12 protein-coding genes and 2 riboswitches are annotated in these 25,160 nt (G+C 59.6%); of the genes, 5 read left to right on the top strand and 7 right to left on the bottom strand.

The annotated features are described in order from the left end of the window. Positions 1-59: 59 nt before the first annotated feature. A complete protein-coding gene (locus tag IH404_RS16280; protein WP_194438449.1) occupies positions 60-4,886 on the bottom strand; it encodes a DUF6543 domain-containing protein in 4,827 nt (1,608 codons plus the stop codon). Between the two features lie 178 nt (positions 4,887-5,064). On the opposite strand from IH404_RS16280, the gene IH404_RS16275 reads away from it, so the two are divergent. After that, entirely contained in the window at positions 5,065-12,357 is a 7,293-nt protein-coding gene (locus IH404_RS16275) for a DUF6543 domain-containing protein (RefSeq protein ID WP_194438447.1), read from the top strand. A 43-nt stretch (positions 12,358-12,400) separates the two neighbouring features. On the opposite strand, the gene metH is transcribed toward IH404_RS16275, so the two are convergent. Beyond that, positions 12,401-16,111, bottom strand: a complete 3,711-nt coding sequence (gene metH / locus IH404_RS16270) for a methionine synthase (RefSeq protein WP_194438445.1) — start codon at positions 16,109-16,111, stop codon at positions 12,401-12,403. A 167-nt stretch (positions 16,112-16,278) separates the two neighbouring features. Between metH and IH404_RS16265 the strand changes: the two genes are divergently transcribed. The 3 genes from IH404_RS16265 to nfuA all read left to right on the top strand — a co-directional run bounded on the left by IH404_RS16265 (position 16,279) and on the right by nfuA (position 20,321). Beyond that, complete coding sequence (locus IH404_RS16265) at positions 16,279-18,570, top strand: fatty acid cis/trans isomerase (RefSeq protein ID WP_005788718.1); 2,292 nt, start codon at positions 16,279-16,281, stop codon at positions 18,568-18,570. A gap of 81 nt (positions 18,571-18,651) precedes the next feature. Then, on the top strand, positions 18,652-19,677 hold the full coding sequence (locus IH404_RS16260; RefSeq protein WP_194438443.1) for an acyltransferase: 1,026 nt from the start codon (positions 18,652-18,654) through the stop codon (positions 19,675-19,677). A gap of 59 nt (positions 19,678-19,736) precedes the next feature. Continuing rightward, positions 19,737-20,321: a Fe-S biogenesis protein NfuA gene (gene nfuA, locus IH404_RS16255; RefSeq protein ID WP_003190728.1), complete on the top strand. Its 585-nt coding sequence runs from the start codon at positions 19,737-19,739 to the stop codon at positions 20,319-20,321. Positions 20,322-20,443: 122 nt separating this feature from the next. Here the strand turns inward: nfuA and cobM are convergent, their stop codons facing one another. The 5 genes from cobM to IH404_RS16230 all read right to left on the bottom strand — a co-directional run bounded on the left by cobM (position 20,444) and on the right by IH404_RS16230 (position 23,542). Next, positions 20,444-21,190, bottom strand: coding sequence for a precorrin-4 C(11)-methyltransferase (gene cobM / locus IH404_RS16250; protein WP_194438441.1), 747 nt, complete (start codon positions 21,188-21,190; stop codon positions 20,444-20,446). Positions 21,191-21,261: 71 nt separating this feature from the next. Continuing rightward, positions 21,262-21,654 carry a cobalamin biosynthesis protein gene (locus tag IH404_RS16245; RefSeq protein WP_005788711.1) on the bottom strand — a complete coding sequence of 131 codons (393 nt, stop codon included), beginning with the start codon at positions 21,652-21,654 and terminating at the stop codon, positions 21,262-21,264. After that, positions 21,651-22,355, bottom strand: coding sequence for a CbtA family protein (locus IH404_RS16240; RefSeq protein ID WP_005788710.1), 705 nt, complete (start codon positions 22,353-22,355; stop codon positions 21,651-21,653). Before IH404_RS16240 ends, IH404_RS16245 begins: the two co-directional genes overlap by 4 nt. A gap of 11 nt (positions 22,356-22,366) precedes the next feature. After that, entirely contained in the window at positions 22,367-22,555 is a 189-nt protein-coding gene (locus IH404_RS16235; RefSeq protein ID WP_005788708.1) for a CbtB-domain containing protein, read from the bottom strand. A gap of 96 nt (positions 22,556-22,651) precedes the next feature. Next, a riboswitch (cobalamin riboswitch) is annotated at positions 22,652-22,856 on the bottom strand. 116 nt (positions 22,857-22,972) lie between these two features. Beyond that, positions 22,973-23,542: a hypothetical protein gene (locus IH404_RS16230; protein WP_194438439.1), complete on the bottom strand. Its 570-nt coding sequence runs from the start codon at positions 23,540-23,542 to the stop codon at positions 22,973-22,975. A gap of 263 nt (positions 23,543-23,805) precedes the next feature. Continuing rightward, a riboswitch (cobalamin riboswitch) is annotated at positions 23,806-24,006 on the top strand. A gap of 91 nt (positions 24,007-24,097) precedes the next feature. On the opposite strand from IH404_RS16230, the gene cobW reads away from it, so the two are divergent. Then, positions 24,098-25,159, top strand: coding sequence for a cobalamin biosynthesis protein CobW (gene cobW, locus IH404_RS16225; RefSeq protein WP_005788706.1), 1,062 nt, complete (start codon positions 24,098-24,100; stop codon positions 25,157-25,159). Position 25,160: the final 1 nt, after the last annotated feature.

The following is a 25,160-nucleotide window of genomic DNA, read 5'->3' as shown; positions in this document are numbered from 1 at the left end:
AGCCCATAGGATTACGCCCACGCCCTGGGAGCATGGGCGTAGTCAAAGCAAAACCTCTCTTACACTTCCAGGCCGAGAAACAGTTTCTGATCCAGCGGTGCGCCGATCACGGCCTTGTCCAGATTGATCACGGCGCGGTTATTCGCCTTGGCCTGCTCCATCAGTTCCTTGCGCGTAAATCGGCGCTCGGCCGGGGTCTTCAGGTGGCCGAAGCTAGGCGTTGAAGCCGGCGAGTCAACGGATGGGTAATGGAAGTGCGCGTACCAAAGGTCAGCATCTTCCGGCCTTTTTCCGGAAGGGATTTTACGTTTGTCACGTATGGCATATTCGGTGAGAAAGTCTCCGGCCTTCAAGGGCACGCGTTTTTTCACCAGGTGGATGGTGACAAACTTGTGGGTGTGTAAAAAATCGACCTTGGCGGCTTTGGGACGCTGCAGCAGATAGCCTTCGCCGCACAGTTGATAAGCCTGCGCAGTGGCCTCTATTGCCGCCTTCTCGTAGCTCTTGCGCAGTGCAATGGCGTGTTCATCCGTTGCGGTTTTGAGCTCCTCGGCAAGCGCTGTGAATCTCGCCGCATGTTGAGTCAGCATCACCTCCCAGTCACTGGGGTTGATTTCCTCCCGTCGGATGGGGTCCAGGAGTTTGTGCTGTTGGTAGCCAATGCTGGCGTCGATACCGGTGCGCTCGTTTTTGAGGGCTTCGCCATCCGCTCGGATTGTTTTTAATGACCGTGCCGCCGGAGTGGGTGCCGTTCTCGGCTCACTCGGGGGCGCGACGATTGTCCATTTGCCCTTGCGACCTTGGTAAGTGCTAACGACTTCTCCAGTAAGCGTATCGGTAATATCGACATAATCGACCGGTTCATTGGGTTTGCTTGGGCGTAAGTCGCCTATCAGGCTTTTTTGATCAACGGTTTTGATGACGCGTCGGGTTGCCGGTTTTTGGCGTTTGCTCTTGTCACGGGCGGGGCGGGTGGCAAGCTTTTCTTCAACCAGGATCAAGTTGGCCAGTTGTGTCTCGAGGCCCGAACGTGCCTCATCCAGGTGTTTCAGGTATGACTCGCGATAAGCCTCCCGCACGAGGCCGGAGTTCATGTCGTGCAACGAATTAACCGCATTCTCCAGTTGTTCATAGCGCTCAAGGGCACCCTTGAGGACATCGATTTGCTCCACCGTCGAGTAGCCTGAGGTGGTGCGCATTTCTGTATGTGCGAGCACAATACTTGCGAGTTGGGGGTCGGTGAGGACACGGATGAACGGAAATTCCATCACCCTCACTGGGCGATGGGTGCGATTGAACACCAAATCAGTGAACACCAGCATTGCATGCTGTTTGATCGCCACTGAGGAGATGTCTTGGTCGGAAGGATTTCCTTCCAACAGTAATGGGCGCAGTGCAGGGTCGGCTTGTTTGAGGAAGGTCTCGATCTGTTCTGCCGGCTCGATCATTTGATTGAGGGCCGCTACTTGGCGCGTTTTGGTGTTGATGTACTCATCGTAGGCATGGGTGATGTTTTCCGGTAATTCTCGATTGGCGCGCTCACCGAGCTCGTCGCAGTTTTCGCCGTTGTCGCTTACCAGAGTGTCGGCCATTTTTTGCGCCAGACACGAAAAGACCGAACTCCAGTAGCTATAGATAATTCGTGTTGCCTTATCTCGTCTTTGCCTATGTGTGTGATTTGTACGGTCTACTTTCATCAGTTCATCGGCCTTGACTTCGATTCTTTGCATCAAAGGGATCAGCGTCCGGCCGTTTTGCTGGTAATTGTCGAGTGCTGCCTCCCACTGAGCCCTGGCCTGCGCAGTATTGACTCGCCTGGCCGCATGGCGCCTCGTGACCTGGGCGTGGAGCTCCGGGATCTGGGCTGAGGTGCTGAGGAGTAGCCAGTCCTTTCTCAGAAGTGTTGCCTGGTCGGCCAGATTGGCGCGGGCCGTATTCAAGGCGGACTCAAACTCAGTGGTAGAGGCAATGGCTGAATCCATTTCTATCAGGAGCGCGTCAAACTCTTGTGTCAACGCGCGTATACGCTCGTCACGTGTTGACTTCCACTTACTCAGTCGCTCCCTGGGCATGCCGCCTTCCAGCCTGGCACGCCGGTCCAGCCGCCAATGTCCTTGCCCATCGCTGACCAGTTTGAAGCCGGGATGCTGGGGATGGTCCGGATGCACCAGATAGACTTCGTTGAAACCCTGCACGACGTTCGCCTGAAACAACAACCCACCGAAACTGGCGTGCCACTTGCCGTCAATCCAGTACAGCCCTTTAAGAACGCCGTGTGGTAGAGGGGAGGGTAGCGGGGTGGGCCACGGCACCTGCACATCGAGCAGCGCCTTGAGCAACTTCGCGCCAGCATGAGGGCTGGAAATCGAGTGGCCGAAGTCCAAGGCCGTATGGCCGGTCGCCGGCGGTTCACCGGGCAGCGATACTGGGCCATGACGCACTATGGGCGCTTCTTGCGCAGGTGGCAGTCCCGCCGAGCGGTGCCACGTTTCCAGGTGCAGGGCATGCTCCTGTGCGGAGGGCTCCGACAACGGCCGTGGAGACCGATCGGAAGGGGCAGTGGCGTGCAGCAGCACCATGGCGGTGTTGAGCAAAAGATCGATCAGGGCCAGCTCACGGGTGGTGGGGTCACTGCTGTCCAGGCCGGAGAGGTCCTGCTCCAGGCTGCTGACCAGCACCATGAACCAGCCAGCCAGCATGGCCGGGCCCTGTACCAGCGGTAACAGCAGGGTATTGAACAGCAGCCACGCGCCTTCCATCACGACGGCCCAGCGGCTTTCATGGTTGGACACCGATTCGCGGTCTGCCAGGTCGACCAAGGCCCGTGCCGTGCTGCCAAACAGATGATTGAGCAGTTGACCATTGACTTGCGATTGCAGCCATTCGCCAGCACCCTCATCGACGGCCAGGGTCGCAGGTGCAGGGCGCTCCAAACGGGGTCGAAACTCATCCCCTGGCACGAAACGAATGATGTGCGGTTCCTTGATACCTCCTTCGTCGTACACAGGGCGAGCCCTGTCGCTCAGCCAGGCCAGCACACGGCCTTGCAACACGCCGGGTGTGGTCAGCGCGTCGAGCAGGGCTTGGCGGGTGGGGAATTCGTGCAGGGCGTCGGTATACAGCGGTTGATAAAGCAGATGTGGGCCGACACTTGCGTCACGCGGCTCGATGATGAACGCGTTGTTGACTTCATCCGGCGCGGCGCCAGGTTTGCGGCACAAAGCCAATGGGCGCAGGACAATCTCCTGATCGTCGACGATTCGGTCCGAGGGCATTTCACCCATCAACGCTTTGACGTAGCGATAACCGGTGACGGTGACGCCATGCTGCCCGCGGATCTTGTATTCCAACGCCTGCATCGGCAGCTTGACCTTGAGTTCGCGGGTAAACAGGGTTTCGCGCCGTCGTGCGTCAGCCGTGTCGGACAACAAGGTGTCTTTGATTGTTTGTGGATAGGTGGCGCCGATATCGACGCGCTGGATCAGCCCGGTACTGCCCAGCAGGTAGTCTTCGTTGAGCCAGCTTGGAAGAGGCGTTGCGTTTTTGGAAAACAGCGTGAGTGTGCCTTTAGGCTTGCCGGCGAGGTTCTTCAGCGCCAGCTCCGTCAGCGACATGCGCACATGTTCGATTATGCCGGCACCGCCTGGGTAGCCGGCGGCCACGGCAAAGTCCAGTACCACCTCATCGGGGTCGCAGTCGCCATGATCGGCTTGCATCTGCTTGCGCAGCGCGGCGCGGCTGAAACCGTAGATGTTTTCAATGCCCTCATTGAACGCGCGGCCTTGGTTGTGTTGCAGCACCTGCGCCATGTCCTGCATGTGGCGATGGTAGGCAAAACGGTCGGCGGCGCTGGCTTGTGCAAGCCATGGCGGCAGTTGCTCATTGACCTTCTGCAAGGTCGCCGCAGCGGCTGTCGGCACCTGGGTAAACAGAAGCGCCGGATCGGTGAGTTTTTCCAGGCGTCGTTCAAGCGTTCTTTCGTCTTGGCCCTGAAACTTCAATGTCGCCAGGTCTTCCAGTTGCTGATTGAGGATCAGGCCGGCCTGTTGCTCGAACACATTGCCGTCCGGTTCATTGCGCCGCCACGTAAGGCTGTCGAACTGAAACCGCGCCTGCATCCTGGCTCCCCAGGCAGCACCGAAATCATCGAGGCTGTCAAACACCTGGATATCCCCGGCCACGCTGTACAGCAGCACCTGCTTGTCGCGCATCAGCAGTAGGTCGGGGGTTAGCAGGCTGACCTGTTCGCCGGCGTGGGTGAATGTGTTCTCAATCAAATAAACATAGGTGGCGGGTGAGGATTGAGGCAGGCGCTCGGCTTGCACCGGCCAGGTCGCGACGACCCTGAGCATGTCCCGCTGGGTCGCGTTCAAGTTCGATTGGCTGGCGGCTATTGCCGTCATCCGGCCGTTGAGAAATTCGCCCAGCCACTGCCAGCGACTGCTGCCATGGCTGTCGGTTTCGCTCCAGTAGTCGGCCAGCGCCGCCTGGAAATATAGGTGAATCGACTCGGGCAGGGCATCGATGATGTTCGCAATCACCCGCATGTCGATAAGGGGCGGGGTATCAGGCTTGAGGATTTGGGGGACCTGTTGAGTCAGGTAGTACGCCAGTTCGCGTTTTGGCCGCAGGTCGAGCAACTGTGGGTTGAGCACATGGGCGATGGCAACTTCCATCAACGGCCGGAAGGTGTACACCCCGTTGGGGTCCGGGATGGCTAGTTTGACTGTGGACAGGTCCAGTTTGAGCGCCGGATAGCGCTCCAGAATATGGCTACGCAGGGCATTGAACACTACGGAATACAAGGCCGGGCGCGTAGCGAAATGCGTATGGATGGCCTGGGCGGGTAGCTGGCTCAGGGCGGTGGGGGAACTCGGGGTGGGCATGATGAAATCCATTTGCCTGTTATGGGAAGCGACAGGAAATCGAATGTGGTGACCGCGCAGGTGGTACAGGAGTACCACTGCCAGCGACCGGCCCCAAACGCGCACGAGGTCATATATGCACCGCCTGGCGCGCTGGGCGCCATGATGAGCTGTCAGTCCATTTCAAAGGAGTGACACGATGGACAATTCCTCCCAGACTTCCTTGCCGGCCGTGCCAGCAAACGATGCACCCAAACCGATAAAACAGCTCACCGCCACCCAAAGCCTGCACGGCGACTTCCTGGAGCGCAGCAGCCCGCAGTGGCTGATCGACACGATGCCGGCCCGCAAGCAGGCGCTCAAGGACGCCAGCACGGTCATGCCGGCGTGGCTCGCGAACGCTACGCCTGAACAACGCAACGAGGTGACCGAGCGTTTCCTCGCCAACCTCACCACCCAGACCCAACTGGACAACACGATGGCCGCCTTCCAGGACATCGATGACTTCGCCCGGCCCTTGCTGCGCAAAGCCCTGAAGGATCAGTACCGACTGGACCTCGATGTCGACAAAATCCTGTTGTGCCTGCGCCGCCCGCTGGCGGTAGGGATTGTCGAAGTCGAGGTGGGGGATTTCGAGTTTTTGAAACTGTCCCTGCTGGAAGCGGCCTTGCACAACTTCGAGGCCTACGAGTGCAAGGAGGGCGCGTACCACAAGACCTCCGGGTTCATGCAAGCCACCGGCATCTCCGGCACCTATCACTCGGTGGCGATCAACCTGAAGGTCAGTCAGTTTTTGACGCTCTGTCGTGACCTCGATATCGGTGCCAAATACCAGGCCTATCTGCAAGGGTTTTTCTACCCCGAGGACGCTAGCGCCCAAGCCACCCTGCGCGAGCAGTTCATCGCCAATCAGAAGGCCGCTGTCAGGGCCGCCGCCGAGCAGGCACTGTTGACCGGCGATATCGAAGCGGCCGATCACCGCATGCTGCTGTCGGTGATCGACGGTGAAATTCATCCGTGGATGGGCGACAAGCAGGTGTGGTTCAGAACCCTGGGCCTGATGCATATGCGGATGACCGGCTGCATGGTGTTCTCGATCTGCAAAAAATACAGTTACCCTGACGAGCTGATCATCTATGTGCCCCAGGACCCGGAGCACCCACTCAAACGCTACCGCTGGCGGCAAATGGAGGCCGAGTTCAAGCGCCTGTTCACCGCCCGCGACCCGGCCAGGCCGAATGACCCGGCGCCGACGCCGTACCAGCAGTTCTTCAGTCGCTTTGTGCCCTACGACAAGCGGCCCTATTACTTCAGCCAATTCACCCGGAAGGCCGCTGACTCACCCTCCGACATCTGGCGCTCGCCCTGGAAGAAACTGCTGGATTTCACCACGCCGCACTTCATCACCGGCATCAAGGAGTTGCCGCCCGAGGCGCCTGCCAAGCTTGAGCCCAACCCTGACCCTTTCCTTTACCTCTCGACGCGCACACGGCGCGGCAAAGCGGTCTGGGCGGCGAACATCGACCCGTGGAAGTACTTTTACGAACAACACCGCGAGCAGGTGATCGCCGATGCCCGCGCCCATGCCGTGCCCACCGCGGATGTGGATGCCAAGGCGCGTGACGCCAAGTTGGCGCACCTGCTGGAGATCGGCATGTTGGGCTTGAACATGGTGTCGATGTTTGTGCCGGTGCTGGGGGAGGCCATGATGGTGGTGATGGCCGGGCAATTACTCTACGAAACCCTGGAAGGCGCGATCGAATGGGGCGAGGGCGACCGCCAGGCCGCCAAGGCGCACTTGATTGATGTGGCCGAGAACCTGGCGCAGATCGCCGTGATGGCCGGCGTGGGGGCGGGCGTCAGCCATTGGCAAGCGGCCAAGGCGGAGCCGGTGATTGAAGCGTTGGGTGAGGTCAAGCGGCCCGATGGCCAGGTGCGTTTGTGGAAGCCGAGCCTGAGCCGCTATGAGAGCCCGGTGGTCCTGCGGCGCGACCTGCATCCCAATGCCTTGGGGCAATATGTGCAAGACGGCAGGACCTATATCCGTCAGGGCAGCCAGGTCTACGAGCAATACTTCGATGCGCAGGCGCGCAAATGGCGGATCAAGCATCCGACTGACACCGAGGCTTACCAGCCGCTGCTTGAACACAACGGTCACGGCGCCTGGCGGCATACCCTGGAGCGCCCTCTGGAGTGGGACCGCCTGACGCTGTTGCGGCGTATGGGGCACGACGTTGATGCCTTTTCCGATACCGAGCTGCTCAAGGTCGCGGATGTCAGTGGGGTCAGCGACAACACGCTGCGCAAGATGCACATGGATCACACGGTTGCGCCGCCTGAGCTGGCCGATGCGATGCGCCTGTTCAAGGCGGATGCGGATGCGGCACGGGTGATCGAGCAACTGGAGGGCAACCGTACGATTGATGACCTGTATTTGTATGCGCTGCCCTTGATCGTGGAAATGCCGAGATGGCCTGTAGGGCGTGTACTTGAAGTGTTCGATGGGGTCGTGCTGACCGGCAAGTCGGTTAAATATGGTATTGAGCGGTCGGTCAAAGGTGTCGCGGCAAAGCCGGCGATCCAGGTGAGCCGATACGACGTGCTGGGCGGTGAAGTGCCCGCGCGTATTCTGGCGGCTCTGGATGAAGCAGAAATCACTCAGCTGCTTGGCGCTGAGGCTGCGAGGGTCAATGAGCACAGGGCGCTGGAATTGAACAAGCAGTTGGCCGACTACGCCCGTCGCCGACAATCGGCGATTTTCGACAGTATCTACGCGGGAACTGACGCGTTGGACAAACGTATCCGGCTGCTGCAACGCACCTGCCCGGGGCTCAGCAAGACAGCGGCGCAAACCGTGCTCGACCACGCCCGGGGCGATGAGCTTGAACGGCTGGTCACCACCTCGCGGGTACCTTTGAACATGCTCGAAGAAGCCCGTTGGTATGCGCGGCAAGGGCGCCTGGCACGCGCCTATGCGGGGTTGCGCAGCGAGACGATGGCCACGGCAGACAGTCGGCGGTTGGCGCTGCATACCCTGGAGACCTTGCCCGGCTGGCCGGACACGCTGCGCCTGGAAGTGCGCAGCACTAACACCCAAGGCGAGTTGCTCGACAGTATTGGTGCGCCCTCCGCGCCGCAGAAAAAATACCTGGTTAAACACGGCCCCAGCTACCAGGCGTTCGATGAGCGGGGCGAAGCACTCAACAGTCTGGCAGTGGAGGGCGACAACTTCTTTGCCTCGGTGATGCATGCCTTGCCCGATGAGGCGCGTCAGAGTCTGGGGGTGCCACACGTCAGCCAGTACGCAGCGCTGCAACGCAAACTTATCGAGCAAGCCGATGCATATCGCCTGGAGGCCTCGGCGTGGTTGGAGCCGAAAACGCCCAGGTTCAAGGCGCCGGTGCGCATCAATGACACGCTGGTGGGCTATCAGGCCAGTGGGCGGGGACCGAGCGTGAGCCAGCAGCTGGCTTATCAGGTGCGCAGAATCTATCCGGATCTGGATGACGTACAGATCAATGCACTTTTCCTTGAGTGGAAACGGGCGGGGAACGATGCCCGGGCGATCGTCAGCAAGTTGAAAGCGTTGTTTGAAGAACACCAGGCACTGCACGACACGCTCAATCATTGGGTCAATCGTTCGTCGACAGCCAATCGTCAGAGCAATCTCATCGCCGGGGAAGCGCTTAAACGAAGCTGGGGTCGTTCTTGGCTGGCTGGGAAAGTGCCGGGTGCCGATGCCTTGGCGTTGACCCTCAACGAACCGTTGCCGCCACTGGCGGCGAACTTTTCATATGTGCGTGAATTATCGGTCATCGGCACGGCCCTGCATGACACCAATATCGATGGGTTTCTGAGCCAGTTTCCCGCTCTGGAAAAGCTGACCTTACGGGCACCCTACATCCCAGCCGTAGAGTCCGCGCAGGCTAGCCCGAGGTTGACCCGTGTGCCCCAGGTGTTGGCGCAGTTCAAAGGGCTCAAGCATCTGGCCGTCAGCTTCGATGCGCATCGGTTGAGCGCGCAGTTGTCGCCACAACTGGCGGCACTGGCCGGCCTTGAACACCTGGAGATCGGCTATTTAGCCTACGACGGCCATGTCCTCAATACGTTGGATTTAAGCCCCCTGCAAGGCTTGAAACGCTTGAAAATCGTGGCGCCCAACATCTCAATGCAATGGCCTGCCTATGTGCAGAAACTGCCGCTTCTAGAACGGCTGGACCTGGCCCTGACCACCATTGCGACGCTGCCTGCCGAGCTCTATACCGGTTACGAGCGGTTGTGGAGTGGTTTGTCGCTGGACTGGTCGATGTTCAGCTATGAAGACTTCAAGCCTGCCTACGAGCACGTCAAGAACTATGCAGGGATGTTCGGGCCACACCTGGCGAGCCTGGACGAGATGGTCGAAGGGTTTGGGCGCGGCGAATTGGGCCTGCTGATGGGCGAAGCGCATAGGGGGCGGCGCATGACTGACATGATCATGGGCCTGTGGAACACGCCACAAACGCGAATGAATGCCGTGCAAGCATTGCGTGAAGAACACCTCGGTATTTTCAAGCAGTTCTACGAGCCCGCTTTGGTCCCTGGGTTCAGGGTGCGCTTTGCGCGGGCGCGCTGGAAGAGCGGGCATAATGCAAGCATCCTGGCGTTGCTGGAAAAAAGCTGGCGCGGGGCGGTTTGCCAACGCTATGGCCTGCCGACCGATATCGACATTTCGATGTTTGAACTGCCGGATCCGCAGTTGTCATCGACCGATCCCTTGGTCATGGAAAAAATCCGCGAATTGCCGGTGTTGCCGGCCGGCACCTTTTCCCATGTGAAAACCTTGACGGTGAAGTGGTTGCAGAATGTACCTGCCGAGCAGATGCAGGGCTTCATCCAGGCGTTTGCCGGTGTGCGAAGCCTTGAACTGCGCTTCAGCCACCTCACCGACGTGCCGATCAATGCGGACATCCTGCCGGAGTTGACGCACCTGAACTTGTCCGATAACCAGATCGTAGTGACCCCGGCAGTGCAGGCTCGATTGAATGGGTTGAACCGGCTACAAGTGTTGAGCCTGCAATATAACCAATTGGGCACCCTCGACGTCAGCGCACTGACTGACCTGACGGCGCTGAACCTGCGCGAATCGATGCTGCGCGAATGGCCACGGGGCGCTGAACATCTTGCGCAATTGACTTGCCTGGACCTACGTGAGAATCAATTGACAAGCCTTGCGTCGCTCGCGCGTGACGATTCGGATGTGTTGATGCGTACCGAGTTGGCAGGCAACCCGTTGAGCGCCGAAGGCACGACGTTGCTCAATGCGGCGCGGCGCCGGATCGAGATAGCCAAGGGCTTGCCTGAGGGCGCATTGAGCCGGTTTGCGCTGGAGCTGGAGTTTCTGGAGTTTCCGCCGAAGCAGACCGCGAGTTCGGTCGCAAGGTATTTACTGCCCATCCGACAGGATGTTGGGAGTGTGAAGGGCGCCCCGGAAATCGCCATAAGACGGCTGAGCCCGTTGATGTCGCCTGAACAAGTCTTGGCCCGGGTCAGGCAACTGCGCGAGATGGGGTTGGACGACGTGCAACTCGATACGCAGATCGGTCAGTGGCGCCAGACCCACGACGTGCTGACGCGCGAGTTGAATGGTTGGTTGTTTACCCGCGAGGCACGCTTTTATGACGGTATTCACGACCACCTGAAGCGACAAACCCCCGCAACGGCTATCCGCGAATCCTGGGTGAAAGCGGTGGTAGCGGGACGTACCGGTGTCGAGGTCGAAGCGTTGAACCTTCATCTGACCAAACCCGGTGATTTTCCAGCGCTCTCCATGCCGTTTACCCATGTGCGCACCCTCAATCTGACGGGGGTCAAGCTCACTGCGCAGGGCAGCAACGGGTTTTTAGCCGCTTTTACCCAATTGAACCAGTTGATACTCAGCGGCAACGAGCTGACAGCGCTGCCCGAAGCCGTTCAGCACATGGAACAGCTTGAACGTCTGGAACTGACTGCGAACGCATTCACGCAGGTGCCGTCGTTGCCTGCTCAACTGCGCAGTGAGCGTTTGCGTTGGCTGGACTTGAGCCACAACAACCTGCGGGCGTTTGATCTGCGGGACTTCAGTCGCCTGGAGACACTGGATGTGAGCTACAACCAAATCGCAAGATGGCCCGAGGGTGCGCTGGAGTCGCAGCACCTGACCCGGCTGAACCTGAGCGGCAATTCGTTGGAGTCCTTCGCGCAGCCTCTGCTCGGTGGCGCGCACGACGGCTTGGTGTCCGGTACGGACCTGTCCGATAACCACAACCTGACCGCGCAAGCCCTTGAACAGATGCGCGACTACGCCCAGGCGCATGAGGCCGATGAGGTCATGGGCTTTTCACGAGCAGAACTCGACCGCGCCCATCGCCGCAATTTTGGAGGGTCTGACACTGAGTCGGGCGCGGATTCCGACTCCGATCCTGATTCGGGCTCCGACTCTGGCTCTGGCTCTGGCTCTGGCTCTAGCTCTAGCTCTGACGACGATGACAGTGATCCGGACGCCGGCTACCTGCCGGCCGAGAAAATTGTAAACCCGCTGCAAAATACCGCGCAGCTGGCACTTGACCCCTGGTTGGCCAATACCTCTACGACATTGGCGACACAACGAACGACGCTGTGGAACCAACTGGCACAGGCAGATGATCATGATCGATTTTTCCACCTTATTTCGTTATTGCGTCGGACCTCGGAATTCAACCTCAACGGCCCGAGCCTCACGCAACGGGTTTGGGACGTTATCGCGGGGGCCGTCGAAAATGCCGAGCTGCGCGGCACCCTGTTCGTCGAAGCTGAAACCCACGGCACCTGTATCGATGGCCGCATCCTGACGTTCAGCGAGATGGAAGTGCGGGTGTTCGAGTACCGCGCCTTGCGCGATATTCCACAGCAACGGCTCGACCTCAGGGGCCGGGCGCTGCTGAACTTGTCGCGGCAGTTGTTTCGGTTGGGCAGGGCCGATCAACTGGCAGAAGCCGCCGCAGTAGGCCTGGACCGGGCCGAGGTGCGCTTGAGTTACCGGATCGGCTTGACCCGCGACTGGCCCGATGGCCTGGAACTGCCCGGACAGCCGGCCTACATGGCGTTCGCGAGCCCGATCAGTCTCGAGCTACAGGCACAGTTACGCGCACAGATCCTGGCCGCTGAACGTACCGATGCGTTTGTCGAAACCCTGATTCAACGTGATTATTGGTTGCGCTACCTGGATGAGCGTTACGCCGAACAGTTCGAGGCCCTTGAGGACGAGTTGGCACGCCGTCATGAAGCCTTGGAGGATGCGCACAGCGATCGGGGTGATGCCCAGAGCATGGAACGCTACAACGAAGCCATAGGCCAGTTGGAGGTCGAACGGGACGCCGCCCGTACCCAGAAACGCATGGAGCTGTCCCGGGCAGAGATACAACGGTTATCGGGCATGGAACCTGCCACGCCCGCACCGTCGTCACCTCAGCCCGGCCCGTCCTGGCGCCCCTGAGTCGCAGCCCTGAGTGCGCCGAGCCGGGTGGTCGGGGTTTGGCTCAGTTGTCATACCCCAGGTTCGGTGCCAACCAGCGCTCGGTCACGCTGAGGTCCTGGCCTTTGCGTGCGGTGTAGCTGGCGACCTGGTCCTTGTCGACCTTGCCCACGGCAAAGTACTGCGCCTGCGGATGGGCGAAGTACCAGCCGCTGACGGCCGCCGCCGGGAACATCGCGTAGTGCTCGGTGAGGAACACACCGCTGCGCCCGGCCCGCATTTCACGGGCTTCAGGGTCCAGCAGTTGAAACAGCTGGGCTTTCTCGGTGTGGTCCGGGCACGCCGGGTAGCCGGGGGCAGGGCGGATGCCGCTGTATTGCTCCTTGATCAGCGCCTCGTTGTCCAGTTGCTCGTCCTTGGCGTAACCCCAGTGTTGTTTTCGCACTTGCTGGTGCAGCCATTCGGCGCAGGCTTCGGCCAGGCGGTCGGCGAGGGCCTTGACCATGATCGAATTGTAGTCATCGCCCGCATCCTGATAAGCCTTGGCCACTTCCTCGGCACCGATACCTGCGGTGGTGATGAAGCCACCGATGTAGTCGGTCACGCCGCTGTCCTTGGGCGCGACGAAGTCGGCCAGGGAGAAGTTGGGCTTGCCGTCGGTCTTGATGATCTGTTGGCGCAGGTGATGCAGCTTGGCAATGGGCTGGCCGTCGTCGCCATAGACTTCCAGGTCATCGTCCTGCACCTGGTTGGTCGGCCAGAAGCCGAATACGGCGCGGGCGCTGATGAGTTTTTCGTCGATCAGCTTGTTGAGCATTTCCTGGGCATCGGCGTATAGCGCGGTCGCCGCTTCGCCGACCACTTCGTCCTCAAGAATGCGTGGGAATTTACCGGCCAGGTCCCAGGAGATAAAGAACGGCGTCCAGTCGATGTATTCAGCCAGCACCTTGAGGTCGATATTGTCCAGCACCTTGGCACCGGTAAAGGTCGGGACCACCGGCGTGTAAGTAGCCCAGTCGAACTGCGGCTTCTTGGCGATGGCGGCCGGGTAGCTCAGACGCTCAGTGCGGGCACTGCGGTTAGAGGTGCGTTCACGCACGTCGATGTATTCCAGGCGGGTCTTTTCGACGAAACCGGCCTTCAACTCCTTGGACAGCAACTGCGTGGCCACACCCACGGCGCGCGAGGCGTCGGTGACGTAGATCACGGCGTCATTGCTGTACTTGGGCTCGATTTTCACCGCCGTGTGCGCCTTGGAGGTGGTGGCGCCACCGATCATCAGCGGCAGGTGGAAGTCCTGGCGCTGCATCTCACGGGCCACGTGGACCATCTCATCCAATGACGGTGTGATCAGACCGGACAGGCCGATGATGTCGCACTTCTGTTCCTTGGCCACTTGCAGGATTTTTTCCGCAGGCACCATCACGCCCAAATCGACGATGTCATAGCCGTTGCAACCGAGCACCACGCCGACAATGTTCTTGCCGATGTCGTGCACGTCGCCCTTCACCGTGGCCATCAGGATCTTGCCCTTGGCCTCCGGCTTGTCGCCTTTTTCCAGCTCGATAAACGGGATCAAGTGGGCCACGGCCTGTTTCATCACTCGGGCGGATTTGACCACCTGGGGCAGGAACATTTTACCGGCGCCAAACAGATCACCAACGATGTTCATGCCCGACATCAGCGGGCCTTCGATCACTTCGATCGGACGTGCGAACGAAAGGCGCGACTCTTCGGTGTCTTCGACGATGTGCGTGGTGATGCCCTTGACCAGCGCGTGCTCCAGACGCTTGTTGACCTCCCAGCTACGCCACTCTTCGGTTTCGGCTTCCTTGACGCTGCCATCACCCTTGTACTTGTCGGCGATGGCGAGGAGGGCGTCGGTGCCCTCCGAGGTGCGGTTGAGCACCACATCTTCCACGGCATCGCGTAGTTCAGCCGGGATCTGGTCGTAGATCTCCAACTGACCGGCGTTGACGATACCCATGGTCAGGCCGCTGCGGATCGCATACAGCAGGAACACCGAGTGGATCGCCTCGCGCACCGGGTTGTTGCCACGGAACGAGAACGACACGTTGGACACGCCACCCGAGGTCAGCGCATACGGCAGTTCGTCGCGGATATAGGCACAGGCGTTGATGAAATCGACGGCGTAGTTGTTGTGCTCCTCGATACCGGTGGCGACGGCGAAGATGTTCGGGTCGAAGATGATGTCTTCCGGCGGGAAGCCGACTTCATTCACCAGAATGTCGTAGGAGCGTTTGCAGATCTCTTTTTTACGCGCTTCGGTGTCGGCCTGCCCGGCTTCGTCGAAGGCCATCACCACCACCGCAGCGCCGTAACGCTTGCATAGTTTGGCGTGATGAATGAACTGCTCGACGCCTTCCTTCATGCTGATGGAGTTGACGATGCCCTTGCCCTGGATGCATTTGAGGCCGGCCTCGATCACTTCCCACTTGGAGGAGTCGATCATGATCGGTACACGGGAGATGTCCGGCTCGCCGGCGATCAGATTGAGGAAGGTCACCATGGCCTTCTTCGAATCCAACATGCCTTCATCCATGTTGATATCGATCACCTGGGCGCCGGCTTCCACCTGCTGCAGGGCGACTTCCAGGGCTTCGGTGTAGTTGTCTTCGCGGATCAGCCGGGCGAACTTGGCCGAGCCGGTAATGTTGGTGCGCTCGCCGACGTTGACGAACAACGAGCTGCGATCGATGGTGAACGGCTCCAGGCCCGACAGGCGGCAGGCTTTGGGAATGTCCGGGATCGGGCGCGGCGCATAACCGGCAACGGCCTTGGCAATGGCTTCGATATGGCCCGGTGTGGTGCCGCAGCAGCCGCCGACGATATTCAGGAAACCGCTCTGGGCGAACTCTTCGATGACCTTGGCGGTTTCCGATGGCAGTTCGTCGTATTCGCCGAATTCGTTGGGCAGACCGGCGTTGGGGTGCGCCGACACATGGGTGTTGGCTTTGTTCGACAGCTCTTCCAGGTACGGGCGCAGTTCGCTGGCGCCGAGGGCGCAGTTGAGGCCGACCGAAATCGGCTTGGCGTGCGCCACCGAGTTCCAGAACGCTTCGGTGGTCTGGCCCGACAGGGTACGGCCCGAGGCGTCGGTGATGGTGCCGGAGATCATGATCGGCAGTTCGACATTCAATTCCTCGAATACCCCTTGCACGGCAAAGATCGCGGCCTTGGCGTTGAGGGTATCGAAGATGGTTTCGATCAGGATCAGGTCGGCACCGCCTTCGATCAGGCCCTTGGTGGCCTCGGTGTAGTTTTCCACCAGCTCATCGAAGGTCACGTTGCGGTAGCCAGGGTTGTTCACGTCCGGGGACAGTGAGCAGGTACGGCTGGTCGGGCCCAGTACACCGGCGACAAAACGCGGCTTGGCCGGGTTCTCGTGGGTTTTGGCGTCGGCCACCTTGCGCGCCAGGCGCGCGCCTTCCACGTTCAGTTCATAGGCCAGCTCTTCCATGCCATAGTCGGCCATGGAGATGCGCGTGGCGTTGAAGGTGTTGGTTTCGAGGATATCGGCGCCGGCGTCCAGGTAAGCCTTTTCGATCCCGCCGATCACGTCGGGGCGAGTGAGGACCAGCAGGTCGTTGTTGCCCTTCACGTCGCTTGGCCAGTCGGCGAAGCGTTTGCCTCGGTAGTCCTGCTCCTCAAGCTTATAGCTCTGGATCATCGTGCCCATGCCACCGTCGAGGATCAGGATACGGTCCTTGAGGGCTTGGTGAAGGGCTTGCAGGCGAGCGCTACGATCGGGCATGGGACTACTCTGGTCAGGCATTACGGAGGGCGTGAATCATAGCAAACCTGTGCCGAATTTTAGCGTACATGGGTTCTGCATGAATATCGCTCACGTTGCTGGCAGTCATGGCCCGGTAGAATTACCGCCATTTCACAGACCGCACGCCTTGAATCGGGACCCGATACATGTCACTTCGTTTGATCGTCAGCGCCGTCCTGGCCTTGATAGCCAGTACTGCGCAGGCAGAGGGCCGCGCTTCGGCGATTTCCTATACCCGCGATATCCAACCGATCTTCACCGAGAAGTGCGTGGCCTGCCATGCCTGCTACGACTCTGCTTGCCAACTCAACCTTGGCAGCGCAGAGGGCGCGGCCCGTGGCGCGAGCAAGGTGCCGGTGTACGACGGCGAGCGTAGCCAGGCCACACCGACTACACGGCTGTTCTATGACGCGTTCGGCAAACAAGCCTGGCAGCAGAAGGGCTTCTACTCGGTACTGGATGCCCAGGGCAGCCAGGCTGCGTTGATGGCACGTATGCTGGAGCTGGGGCATAACGCGCCATTGCCACCCAATGCCAAACTGCCCGACGAGATTGTATTGGGCCTGAGCCGCCAAAACATGTGCGCGACGCCCGGCGAGTTCAACGCCTATGCCGGCGCCCATCCCAAGGAGGGCATGCCGCTGGCCGTCACCGGCCTGACCGACCAGCAATACCAGACCCTGCAACGCTGGCTGGCCTCCGGTGCGCCGATTGATGAGCAGAGTCTGGCGCCCAGCGCCAGGGAAGCCTTGCAGGTGCAGCAATGGGAATCCCTGTTCAACCAGCCGGGCGCCCGGGAAAGCCTGGTGGCGCGCTGGTTGTACGAGCATTTGTTCCTCGCCCACATTTACTTCGAGAACGGCGAGCCGGGGCATTACTTCCAGTGGGTGCGTTCGCGTACGCCGAGCGGGCAGCCGATCGACCTGATCGCGACCCGACGTCCTAACGATGACCCAGGCACTCAGGTCTATTACCGCCTGTGGCCGGTACAGGGCGTGATCGTGCATAAAACCCACATCACTTACCCGTTCAGCGCGGCGAAAATGGCGCGGATCAAAGACCTCTTCTATTCCGGTGACTGGCAGGTGAGCGCCTTGCCGGGCTATGGGCCGGGGCGCCGCGCCAACCCGTTCGAAACCTTCGAAGCCATACCGGCCAAGGCGCGTTATCAGTTCATGTTGGATAACGCCGAATACTTCGTGCGCACTTTCATCCGGGGGCCGGTGTGCCGTGGGCAGATCGCCACGGACGTGATCCGCGATAACTTCTGGACACTGTTCCAGGAGCCGGACCATGACCTGTACATCACCGATGCCCGTTACCGCGGCCAGGCCACGCCATTGTTGGCCATGCCTGGGCAAAACGATGATGTGGGCAGTGTGCTGGGCCTGTGGCTGGCCTATCGCGACAAGCGTAATCAGTATGAGGCGTTGCGCCGCGATAGCTACGCAGATGTGCCGCCGCCGAGTTGGTCGAGTTTGTGGGCGGGTAATGACAATGCCTTGCTGACCATCTTCCGCCATTTCGACAGCGCCTCGGTGACCAAGGGCCTGATCGGCGAGGTGCCGCAGACGATGTGGCTGTTCGATTACCCACTGCTGGAACGCACTTATTACCAACTGGCAGTCAACTTCGACGTGTTCGGCAATGTGTCGCACCAGGCCCAGACGCGCTTGTACTTCGACCTGATCCGCAACGGCGCCGAACAGAACTTCCTGCGTCTGATGCCGGCCGACACCCGCGAGGACTTCCTTGATGACTGGTACCAGAACAGTGGCAAGCTCAAGTTGTGGCTGGACTATGAAGCCATTGATGACGACAAGCCCACGGGGCTGCATCTGGACGAGAAAGATCCCAAGCGCGATTTTGCCAACCAACTGCTGACGCGTTACGGCGGTTTGAACGTCAGCCCCGACCCAATCAACCGCTGCACCGGGGCCTATTGCTCGCGCACTGGTATCGACCCGGCCTTGCGGGACGCCGAACAGGCGCTTAGCCGCCTGACATCGCGCCCGGCGGCGGGGCTCAAGGTGATCGACCAGTTGCCCGAAGCCACTATGCTGCGCATCGAAACCCAGGGTGGTCAGCGCGTGGTCTACAGCATGCTGCGTAACCGTGCCCACAGTAATGTGGCTTTCCTGTTGGGTGAGGCTTATCGCTACCAGCCGGGCCTCGACACACTGACCATCTATCCGGGGGTGATGAGCAGTTACCCGAATTTCATGTTCAACATTCCAGCTCAAGAGGTGCCGCAATTCGTCACGCAAATGGAGCAGGCCAAGGATGCCAAGCGGTTTGAGAAAATAGTCGAGCGCTGGGGGGTACGCCGCAGTCATCCGCAGTTCTGGCAATACTTCCACGATTTGTCGCGCTACATTCGTGAAACCACGCCAGTGGAAGAGGGTGTATTGGACATGAACCGCTACGAGAATCTATAACTACTGTATTGGTCCGGTCATTTCTCCAAGTGAGCACTGAAGCAGTCGGATACCTACCTACGGACTGGACAGGGGACACCGATGTTGATTTCAGTGCAGTTTCTACGCGCCTTGGCGGCATGGAGTGTGGTGGGCCACCATTTCATGCAAGGTTTTTTCAACTTTGAAGCCAGCAACGCGCTGGAATCTCTGTTTGTCGACAAAGGCGCCATTGGAGTGGATGTGTTCTTTGTCATCAGTGGCTTGGTGATTTACCTGGCGACTGCCGACAAAGCGCTGAGCCCCGGGCGTTTCATGCTGATGCGCATAGCGAGGATTGTTCCGGCGTATTGGTTCTATACCTTGATCATGATTGTCGTGGTTGCCGTTGTGCCTGCGATCTTTCCAGAGGCTCGGCTCGAACCCGGTCATGTACTCATGTCGATGCTCTTTATCCCGGCCCAAAACCCGGGAGGCTTCGGCGTCTATCCCCTGCTCGATGTCGGGTGGACACTGAATTTCGAGATGCTGTTTTATTGCCTGTTTGCCTTTGCCTTGCTGGTGCCCGCGGCCTATCGCTTGTGGGTGGTAGCAGCGCTGCTGTATCTGGTGTGCTACATCATCACTCCCGCCTTTGACCTGGCCAGCGGCTTCTACCATGAGGACATTATTTTCGAGTTTCTGATGGGCATTGTGATCGGTATGCTTTACCGGCGTGGCCTATGTCAGGCCAGGGCGTGGTTGCCGTTGCTGGGCATCGCGGCGGCGCTGGCGGCGATTTATCATGGGGCAGACATACCCCGTGCGCTGGAATGGGGCGTGCCGAGCGCGATATTGGTTATCAGTTGTGTGACCCTGGAGCGTTACTTTCAAGATTCTCGCGTTTTGAAGCTGCTTGGTGATTGCTCTTACTCGGTGTACTTGATCCACGTGCTGGTGCTAGCCGTGGGGCGATGGGTCGCTGACCGAACCGGAATAGATCCCTACACAATCCTGCCGGTATGCATTGTATTGATAGTACTGGGCGCCTATGGCAGCTACCAATGGCTCGAGAAGGCAAGCTATCGCACGCTCAAGCGTTTACTGGGTATTGAGGGGCGGGCAATTATTTCCCGACAAAAATACTAGGACTTTGTACCTCTGTAATGATTTGGCGTAAACTGCCGGCAAGCCTGTGAGGAGTTTCCATGACTGCCATAACCATTACCGACGCCGCCCACGATTACCTGGCTGACCTGCTGTCCAAGCAGAACACCCCGGGTATCGGCATCCGCGTCTTTATCACCCAGCCCGGCACCCAGTACGCCGAGACCTGCATTGCCTACTGCAAGCCTGGTGAAGAGAAGCCTGAAGACACCGCCCTGGGGCTCAAAAGCTTCACCGCGTACATCGATGCCTTCAGCGAAGCTTTCCTTGACGACGCCGTAGTCGACTACGCCACCGATCGCATGGGCGGCCAGTTGACCATCAAGGCGCCCAACGCCAAGGTGCCGAACGTCAACGCCGACAGCCCGGTCAACGAGCGCATCAACTACTACCTGCAAACCGAGATCAACCCGGGGCTGGCCAGTCACGGCGGCCAGGTGAGCCTGATCGACGTGGTGGATGACGGTATTGCCGTATTGAAGTTCGGCGGTGGCTGCCAAGGCTGCGGCCAGGCGGACGTGACCCTGCGCGAGGGCATCGAGCGCACCTTGCTTGAGCGTATTCCCGAGCTCAAGGGCGTACGTGACGTGACCGACCACACGCAGAAAGAAAACGCCTACTACTAAGTAAGGCGTTCACTGCGAGATTAAAAAACGGCGCCCCGTGAGCGCCGTTTTTTATGCTCTAAATTCAGCAAGTTATGATGATTGTCTGATAGTTTGGATTGGCTGTGGATTAATCCATTTCTTCAGGGGCGATAGAGGTGGGCGTGACCTGCGCGGTACAGCGAGGATTCGCCAAAGCTATCATTTGCCAACACCCGCCCGACCACAATCAGCGCCGTACGCCGAAAGCCTTTAGTCGCGACCTTCTGGGCAATATCACTCAACGAACCCACCACCCAATCCTGGTCCGGCCATGTCGCGCGGTGCACCACGGCGATCGGGCAATCTGCACCATAGTGCGGCAGCAGCTCAGCGACGATCCTGTCCAGATGATTGACCCCCAAGTGAATGGCCATTGTCGTGCCGTGCCGGGCCAGGCTGTCGAAGTCCTCACCCGCCGGCATGCTGGTTTTATCTGCATAGCGGGTCAGGATCACGCTCTGGGCAATGTCCGGCAGGGTCAGTTCGGTTTCCAGCAACGCCGCGCAGGCAGCCACCGCCGTAACCCCGGGAATGATCTGGAAGGGAATGCCCAACTCGCGCAAGTGACGGATCTGCTCACCAATCGCCCCATACAGGCTCGGGTCGCCGGAGTGCACGCGCGCCACATCCTGGCCTTGCGCATGGGCGGCTTTGATCACGTCGATGATCTGTTCCAGATGCAGCTCGGCACTGTTGACCACCTGGTGTGCCTGATGACCTTCCAGTACCGCCGCAGGCACCAGCGAGCCAGCGTAGATGATCACCGGGCAGCTGCGGATCAGCCGCTGGCCCTTGACGGTAATCAGTTCGGGGTCGCCGGGGCCTGCGCCAATGAAGTAGACGGTCATGGGGAATTCCTGTTGAAAAAACGGGCGAGCATGAAGAATGCTCATGATCGAGAGCGGCAATTATCGGGATTTTAACCGGCGCAGGCCAATGCAATGGTGGCCTGGATGGTTTTCTTGCGGGTGATGAGCAGGCGGGCGGGGCCGTGGGCGAGTTGCTCAGCCAGGGCCAATGCGGCGCTTTCGGCGACGCCGTAACAGCCGGTATGGCTAAATGCTACGGCTGATTTGTGGCTCAGCCGATGTTCAAAGCCGGCCAGTTGTTCGGCGCTGAAACACTGCAAGGGCAGGCTCAACAATTGGGCCAGGGCCACCAACCCCGGCTCAGCCTGTTTGCGATCAATGCTCGCCAGCGCGGTAATGCGTTGGCGTTCAATGCCGCCTTCGGCGAGGGCGCTATCAAGGAGTTCCAGCAGGGTTCGGACATCACAACCCCGCTGGCAACCCAGGCCGACGACGAGGGTCATGCCGAGTAGTGTTCGTCGCGGTTACGGCGGAACAGCCAGGCACTGATCAGACCAAGGGCCAGCCAGAACGCCACATTGGTCAACTGCGATGCGATCTTGAACTGGGCTTCGAGGGCCTCCGGGGCCAGCATGGAGTGGACTTCCGGCTGTGGGGCGCCAATCACGTGGGGTACGGCGACGATCGCCACGCCCAGCACTTTGAGCAACCAGCCGCGACCGAACACCAGCAAAGCAATGCCGGCAGCGGTAGACGCGGCAGTGCCGATCCACCAGATCTGCCGTTGCGCCAGATCAGCGGCGGCGGTGCCCGGCAGTTCAGGCGGCAGGCCCAAGGTCGGCGCAAGTACGAATGTCGCGTAACCGGCCAGGCCCCACAGTAGCCCTTGAGCTGTACGGGTTGGTGCGCGCAGGGTGTACAGGCCGGCCAGCATCAGCGCAAACCCGACCGCAACGACCAGGTTGCCACCGGTGGTCGACAGCACGCGCTGCCAGCCATTTTCCGGCTCCCAGGCTTCGGCGTCGTGGGTGTGGGCAGCGGCGCCAGCAGCATGTTCATGGGTGACTTCGGCAACAGCTGGAGCCTTTTCAAAGGTCTCCGCCTGCAAAATCAACGGCGCGACCCACAAGCTTTGCAGCAGGGTCAGCAGCAGGGCGGCCAACAGGCCGGTGAACCCTGCAGTTTGGGCAATACGCTTGATCATGTCGGCAGGTCTCAGTGGCACGGGAACGCGGCGCTATGGCGGGTATCGTGGGCCGCGTTGTGCACGGCTTCGATATGGGAGAAACCGGCGAAATACACCAGGCACGCGCCAAGGATTGACGCACCGATGGCGGCGGTCAGGCGTTGGCTCAAGGTGGCAGTGCTGCTGGCGGAGGGCGAAGTGCTGCTGATGATCGACATGGCGCGTCCCTTTCAGGTGTCAGGGTGAAACGAGCGCATGAAAACCCCGCGAGCCAGGCACGCAGGGTTCTGAACAGCGCCCGCCCACCGCGGGTTTGTTATCTGATTTTTTCGGGCCGGTCTCCGGGCTTGCGAGGGGACTTTTGAACGTCCTGAAAGCGTCGCCTTCCCATGCATTTGCACAGTGGCTGTGACACTTCGCTCGCTTACCGTTGCGGGGGCAGCACCGGACTCGTCGACGCATCGACTCACCGGTTTCCCGTTTCACCCTGTGAAGGGCACCCGAAACAAGATGTGTAGGAGAGCATGACGCAGTGATGTACGTCAAATTGATGCGTCTTGACGAACACCCCTTGCCTGTCGAAGCCTTGCGATCAAGTGTCAAACATCGCCGACTGTGTAACTTGACCAGATTAATTAGTTGGGTCTATAACGCAGCAAAACGGTATGGTGCTGCCCCATGAAAGTGGGCTTTGTTAGCATGTGATTGATGTTTGCAATATCGAATCTTCCATCTTCTGCGCCGGGCCTGCCATTGTCACCAATACCGATATCTAGCTCACGAAGTGCCCGAGGGTTTTGCAGGAGTATCTTGGCATACAAGGTTGCCTCGGCGGAAAAAGTTCTGGTGCTTGGCACCTGACCTGCCGCTTCTTTCAATTCGTTAACGTTTACAAAACGGTCATTTTCGCCTGCGGCGTACTCACGAAAGTGCTGCTTTATCTTATTCATCACAGCGTCCTGTTGGTAATGGACTACCTTAGGGCGGGCGCTGGTGGGCTGTTCCACAAGGCTGCTCAAAAGCGGCTCTGATCGTTTGAATCGCGGCAGATTACTATGATTGTTCAGTGCGGCCGGAGGGCTGGCCAGGGAACTCTGCGGCGCACGCTCAACAGCGTCAGTACTGACTCGCGGTTTGTTATTGATTGCACCTGTATCGTTAAAAAGAGCGAAGGGAGTGGGCGCGTTAGAAGTCGATATCAGCATGATTCATTCCTGAAGCCAATGGATTAAAATTCGCCACATTTCAAAAACACTTCGCTAATTGCGAAATGGCAGGAGTGTCTGTATGAAATGAGCACTGCTGCGTGGTGTCGTTCTGCGCGACCGTTCCGTATTGAATATGACATCATATTGCAGGCGCTTTTGCGGGATCGGCGCAAGCCTTACAAAGACTGAGTTGGTTAAGGCACAGGCTGGGTATGTTTATGCTTTAGGCGGCGCGACATTGACCCGCTCCGTTGCACTGCGTAGCCTTGCACCCTCGAGGTTCTTCGGCTCAGGCCGAAGCTAAGAAGGGAACGCGGTTCAAGCCGCGGCTGCCCCCGCAACTGTGAAGGGTTCAGTTGATTGCCACGCCACTGCCGAGACGGCGGGAAGGCGCAGTCAGCGTTGGTCACAAGACCTGCACGCCCCAAGCCAGGAGACCTGCCTCGTCACTGATTTTCCAATTCAACCGGGCGGGGTGATCCGGTGACGAAATCCGCTGCTGCGCGTGCCGCAGGGCCTGTCGTCCCGTATGCCCGCCCCAAAGGGCATCCGATGAAAACACTGGCCAAACTCCCCGTCACCATCGTTACCGGCTTCCTCGGCTCGGGCAAGACCACGTTGCTGCGCCACATGCTCGATAACGCCCAGGGCCGTCGCATAGCCGTGATCGTCAACGAGTTTGGCGAGCTGGGCATTGACGGCGAAATCCTCAAGCAATGCTCCATCGGGTGTACCGAAGAAGAAGCCAACGGCCGCGTGTACGAACTGGCCAACGGCTGCCTGTGCTGCACGGTTCAGGAAGAGTTCTTCCCAGTAATGCGTGAGCTGGTGGCCCGTCGTGGCGACCTTGACCATATTCTCATCGAAACCTCTGGCCTGGCTTTGCCCAAACCCCTGGTGCAAGCCTTCCAGTGGCCGGAAATCCGTAGCGCCTGCACGGTTGACGCGGTAATCACCGTGGTCGACAGCCCGGCCGTGGCCGCCGGCACTTTCGCTGCGTTCCCGGATCAAGTCGACGCCCAGCGCAAACTGGACCCGAACCTGGACCACGAGTCGCCGTTGCACGAGCTGTTCGCCGACCAACTGGCCAGCGCCGACCTGGTGATCCTCAACAAAGCCGACCTGATCAGCACCGAAGACCTGGCCCGCGTGCGCCGGGAAGTGGCCGAAGAGCTGCCGCCGGCGGTCAAGATCATCGAAGCCAGCAGCGGTCGCCTGCCATTGGACGTGCTGATCGGCCTGGGTGCCGGCTCCGAAGAGCATATCGACGCTCGCCACAGTCATCACGATCATCACCATGAAGGCGAAGACGACCACGATCACGATGCTTTCGACTCCATCTCCATCGACTTGCCTCAAGCCGACGAAGCACTGTTGCTGGACGCCCTGACCCAATTGGTGGTGCAACACGGCATTTTGCGCGTCAAAGGCTTTGCTGCTATCCCGAACAAGCCGATGCGCCTGCTGATCCAGGGCGTGGGCACGCGCTTTGACAAGCACTTCGACCGTGCCTGGGGGGCCGATGAAGCGCGTATCACGCGCCTGGTGCTGATCGGTCAGGAGCTGGACGCCGCTGGCCTTGAAGCGCAATTGCGCGCTGCCCTCAGCGTTTAAC

The organism is Pseudomonas sp. OST1909 (assembly GCF_015277575.1).
Taxonomy (GTDB): domain Bacteria; phylum Pseudomonadota; class Gammaproteobacteria; order Pseudomonadales; family Pseudomonadaceae; genus Aquipseudomonas; species Aquipseudomonas synxantha_A.
Note: the sequence above shows the minus strand (reverse complement) of the source record. Positions and strands in the feature narration are given on the sequence as shown.

Coding starts and splice junctions, on each gene's coding strand:
- IH404_RS16280 (WP_194438449.1), bottom strand. CDS start 4,886: ATGCCCACCCCGAGTTCCCCCACCGCCCTGAGCCAGCTACCCGCCCAG.
- IH404_RS16275 (WP_194438447.1), top strand. CDS start 5,065: ATGGACAATTCCTCCCAGACTTCCTTGCCGGCCGTGCCAGCAAACGAT.
- metH (WP_194438445.1), bottom strand. CDS start 16,111: ATGCCCGATCGTAGCGCTCGCCTGCAAGCCCTTCACCAAGCCCTCAAG.
- IH404_RS16265 (WP_005788718.1), top strand. CDS start 16,279: ATGTCACTTCGTTTGATCGTCAGCGCCGTCCTGGCCTTGATAGCCAGT.
- IH404_RS16260 (WP_194438443.1), top strand. CDS start 18,652: ATGTTGATTTCAGTGCAGTTTCTACGCGCCTTGGCGGCATGGAGTGTG.
- nfuA (WP_003190728.1), top strand. CDS start 19,737: ATGACTGCCATAACCATTACCGACGCCGCCCACGATTACCTGGCTGAC.
- cobM (WP_194438441.1), bottom strand. CDS start 21,190: ATGACCGTCTACTTCATTGGCGCAGGCCCCGGCGACCCCGAACTGATT.
- IH404_RS16245 (WP_005788711.1), bottom strand. CDS start 21,654: ATGACCCTCGTCGTCGGCCTGGGTTGCCAGCGGGGTTGTGATGTCCGA.
- IH404_RS16240 (WP_005788710.1), bottom strand. CDS start 22,355: ATGATCAAGCGTATTGCCCAAACTGCAGGGTTCACCGGCCTGTTGGCC.
- IH404_RS16235 (WP_005788708.1), bottom strand. CDS start 22,555: ATGTCGATCATCAGCAGCACTTCGCCCTCCGCCAGCAGCACTGCCACC.
- IH404_RS16230 (WP_194438439.1), bottom strand. CDS start 23,542: ATGCTGATATCGACTTCTAACGCGCCCACTCCCTTCGCTCTTTTTAAC.
- cobW (WP_005788706.1), top strand. CDS start 24,098: ATGAAAACACTGGCCAAACTCCCCGTCACCATCGTTACCGGCTTCCTC.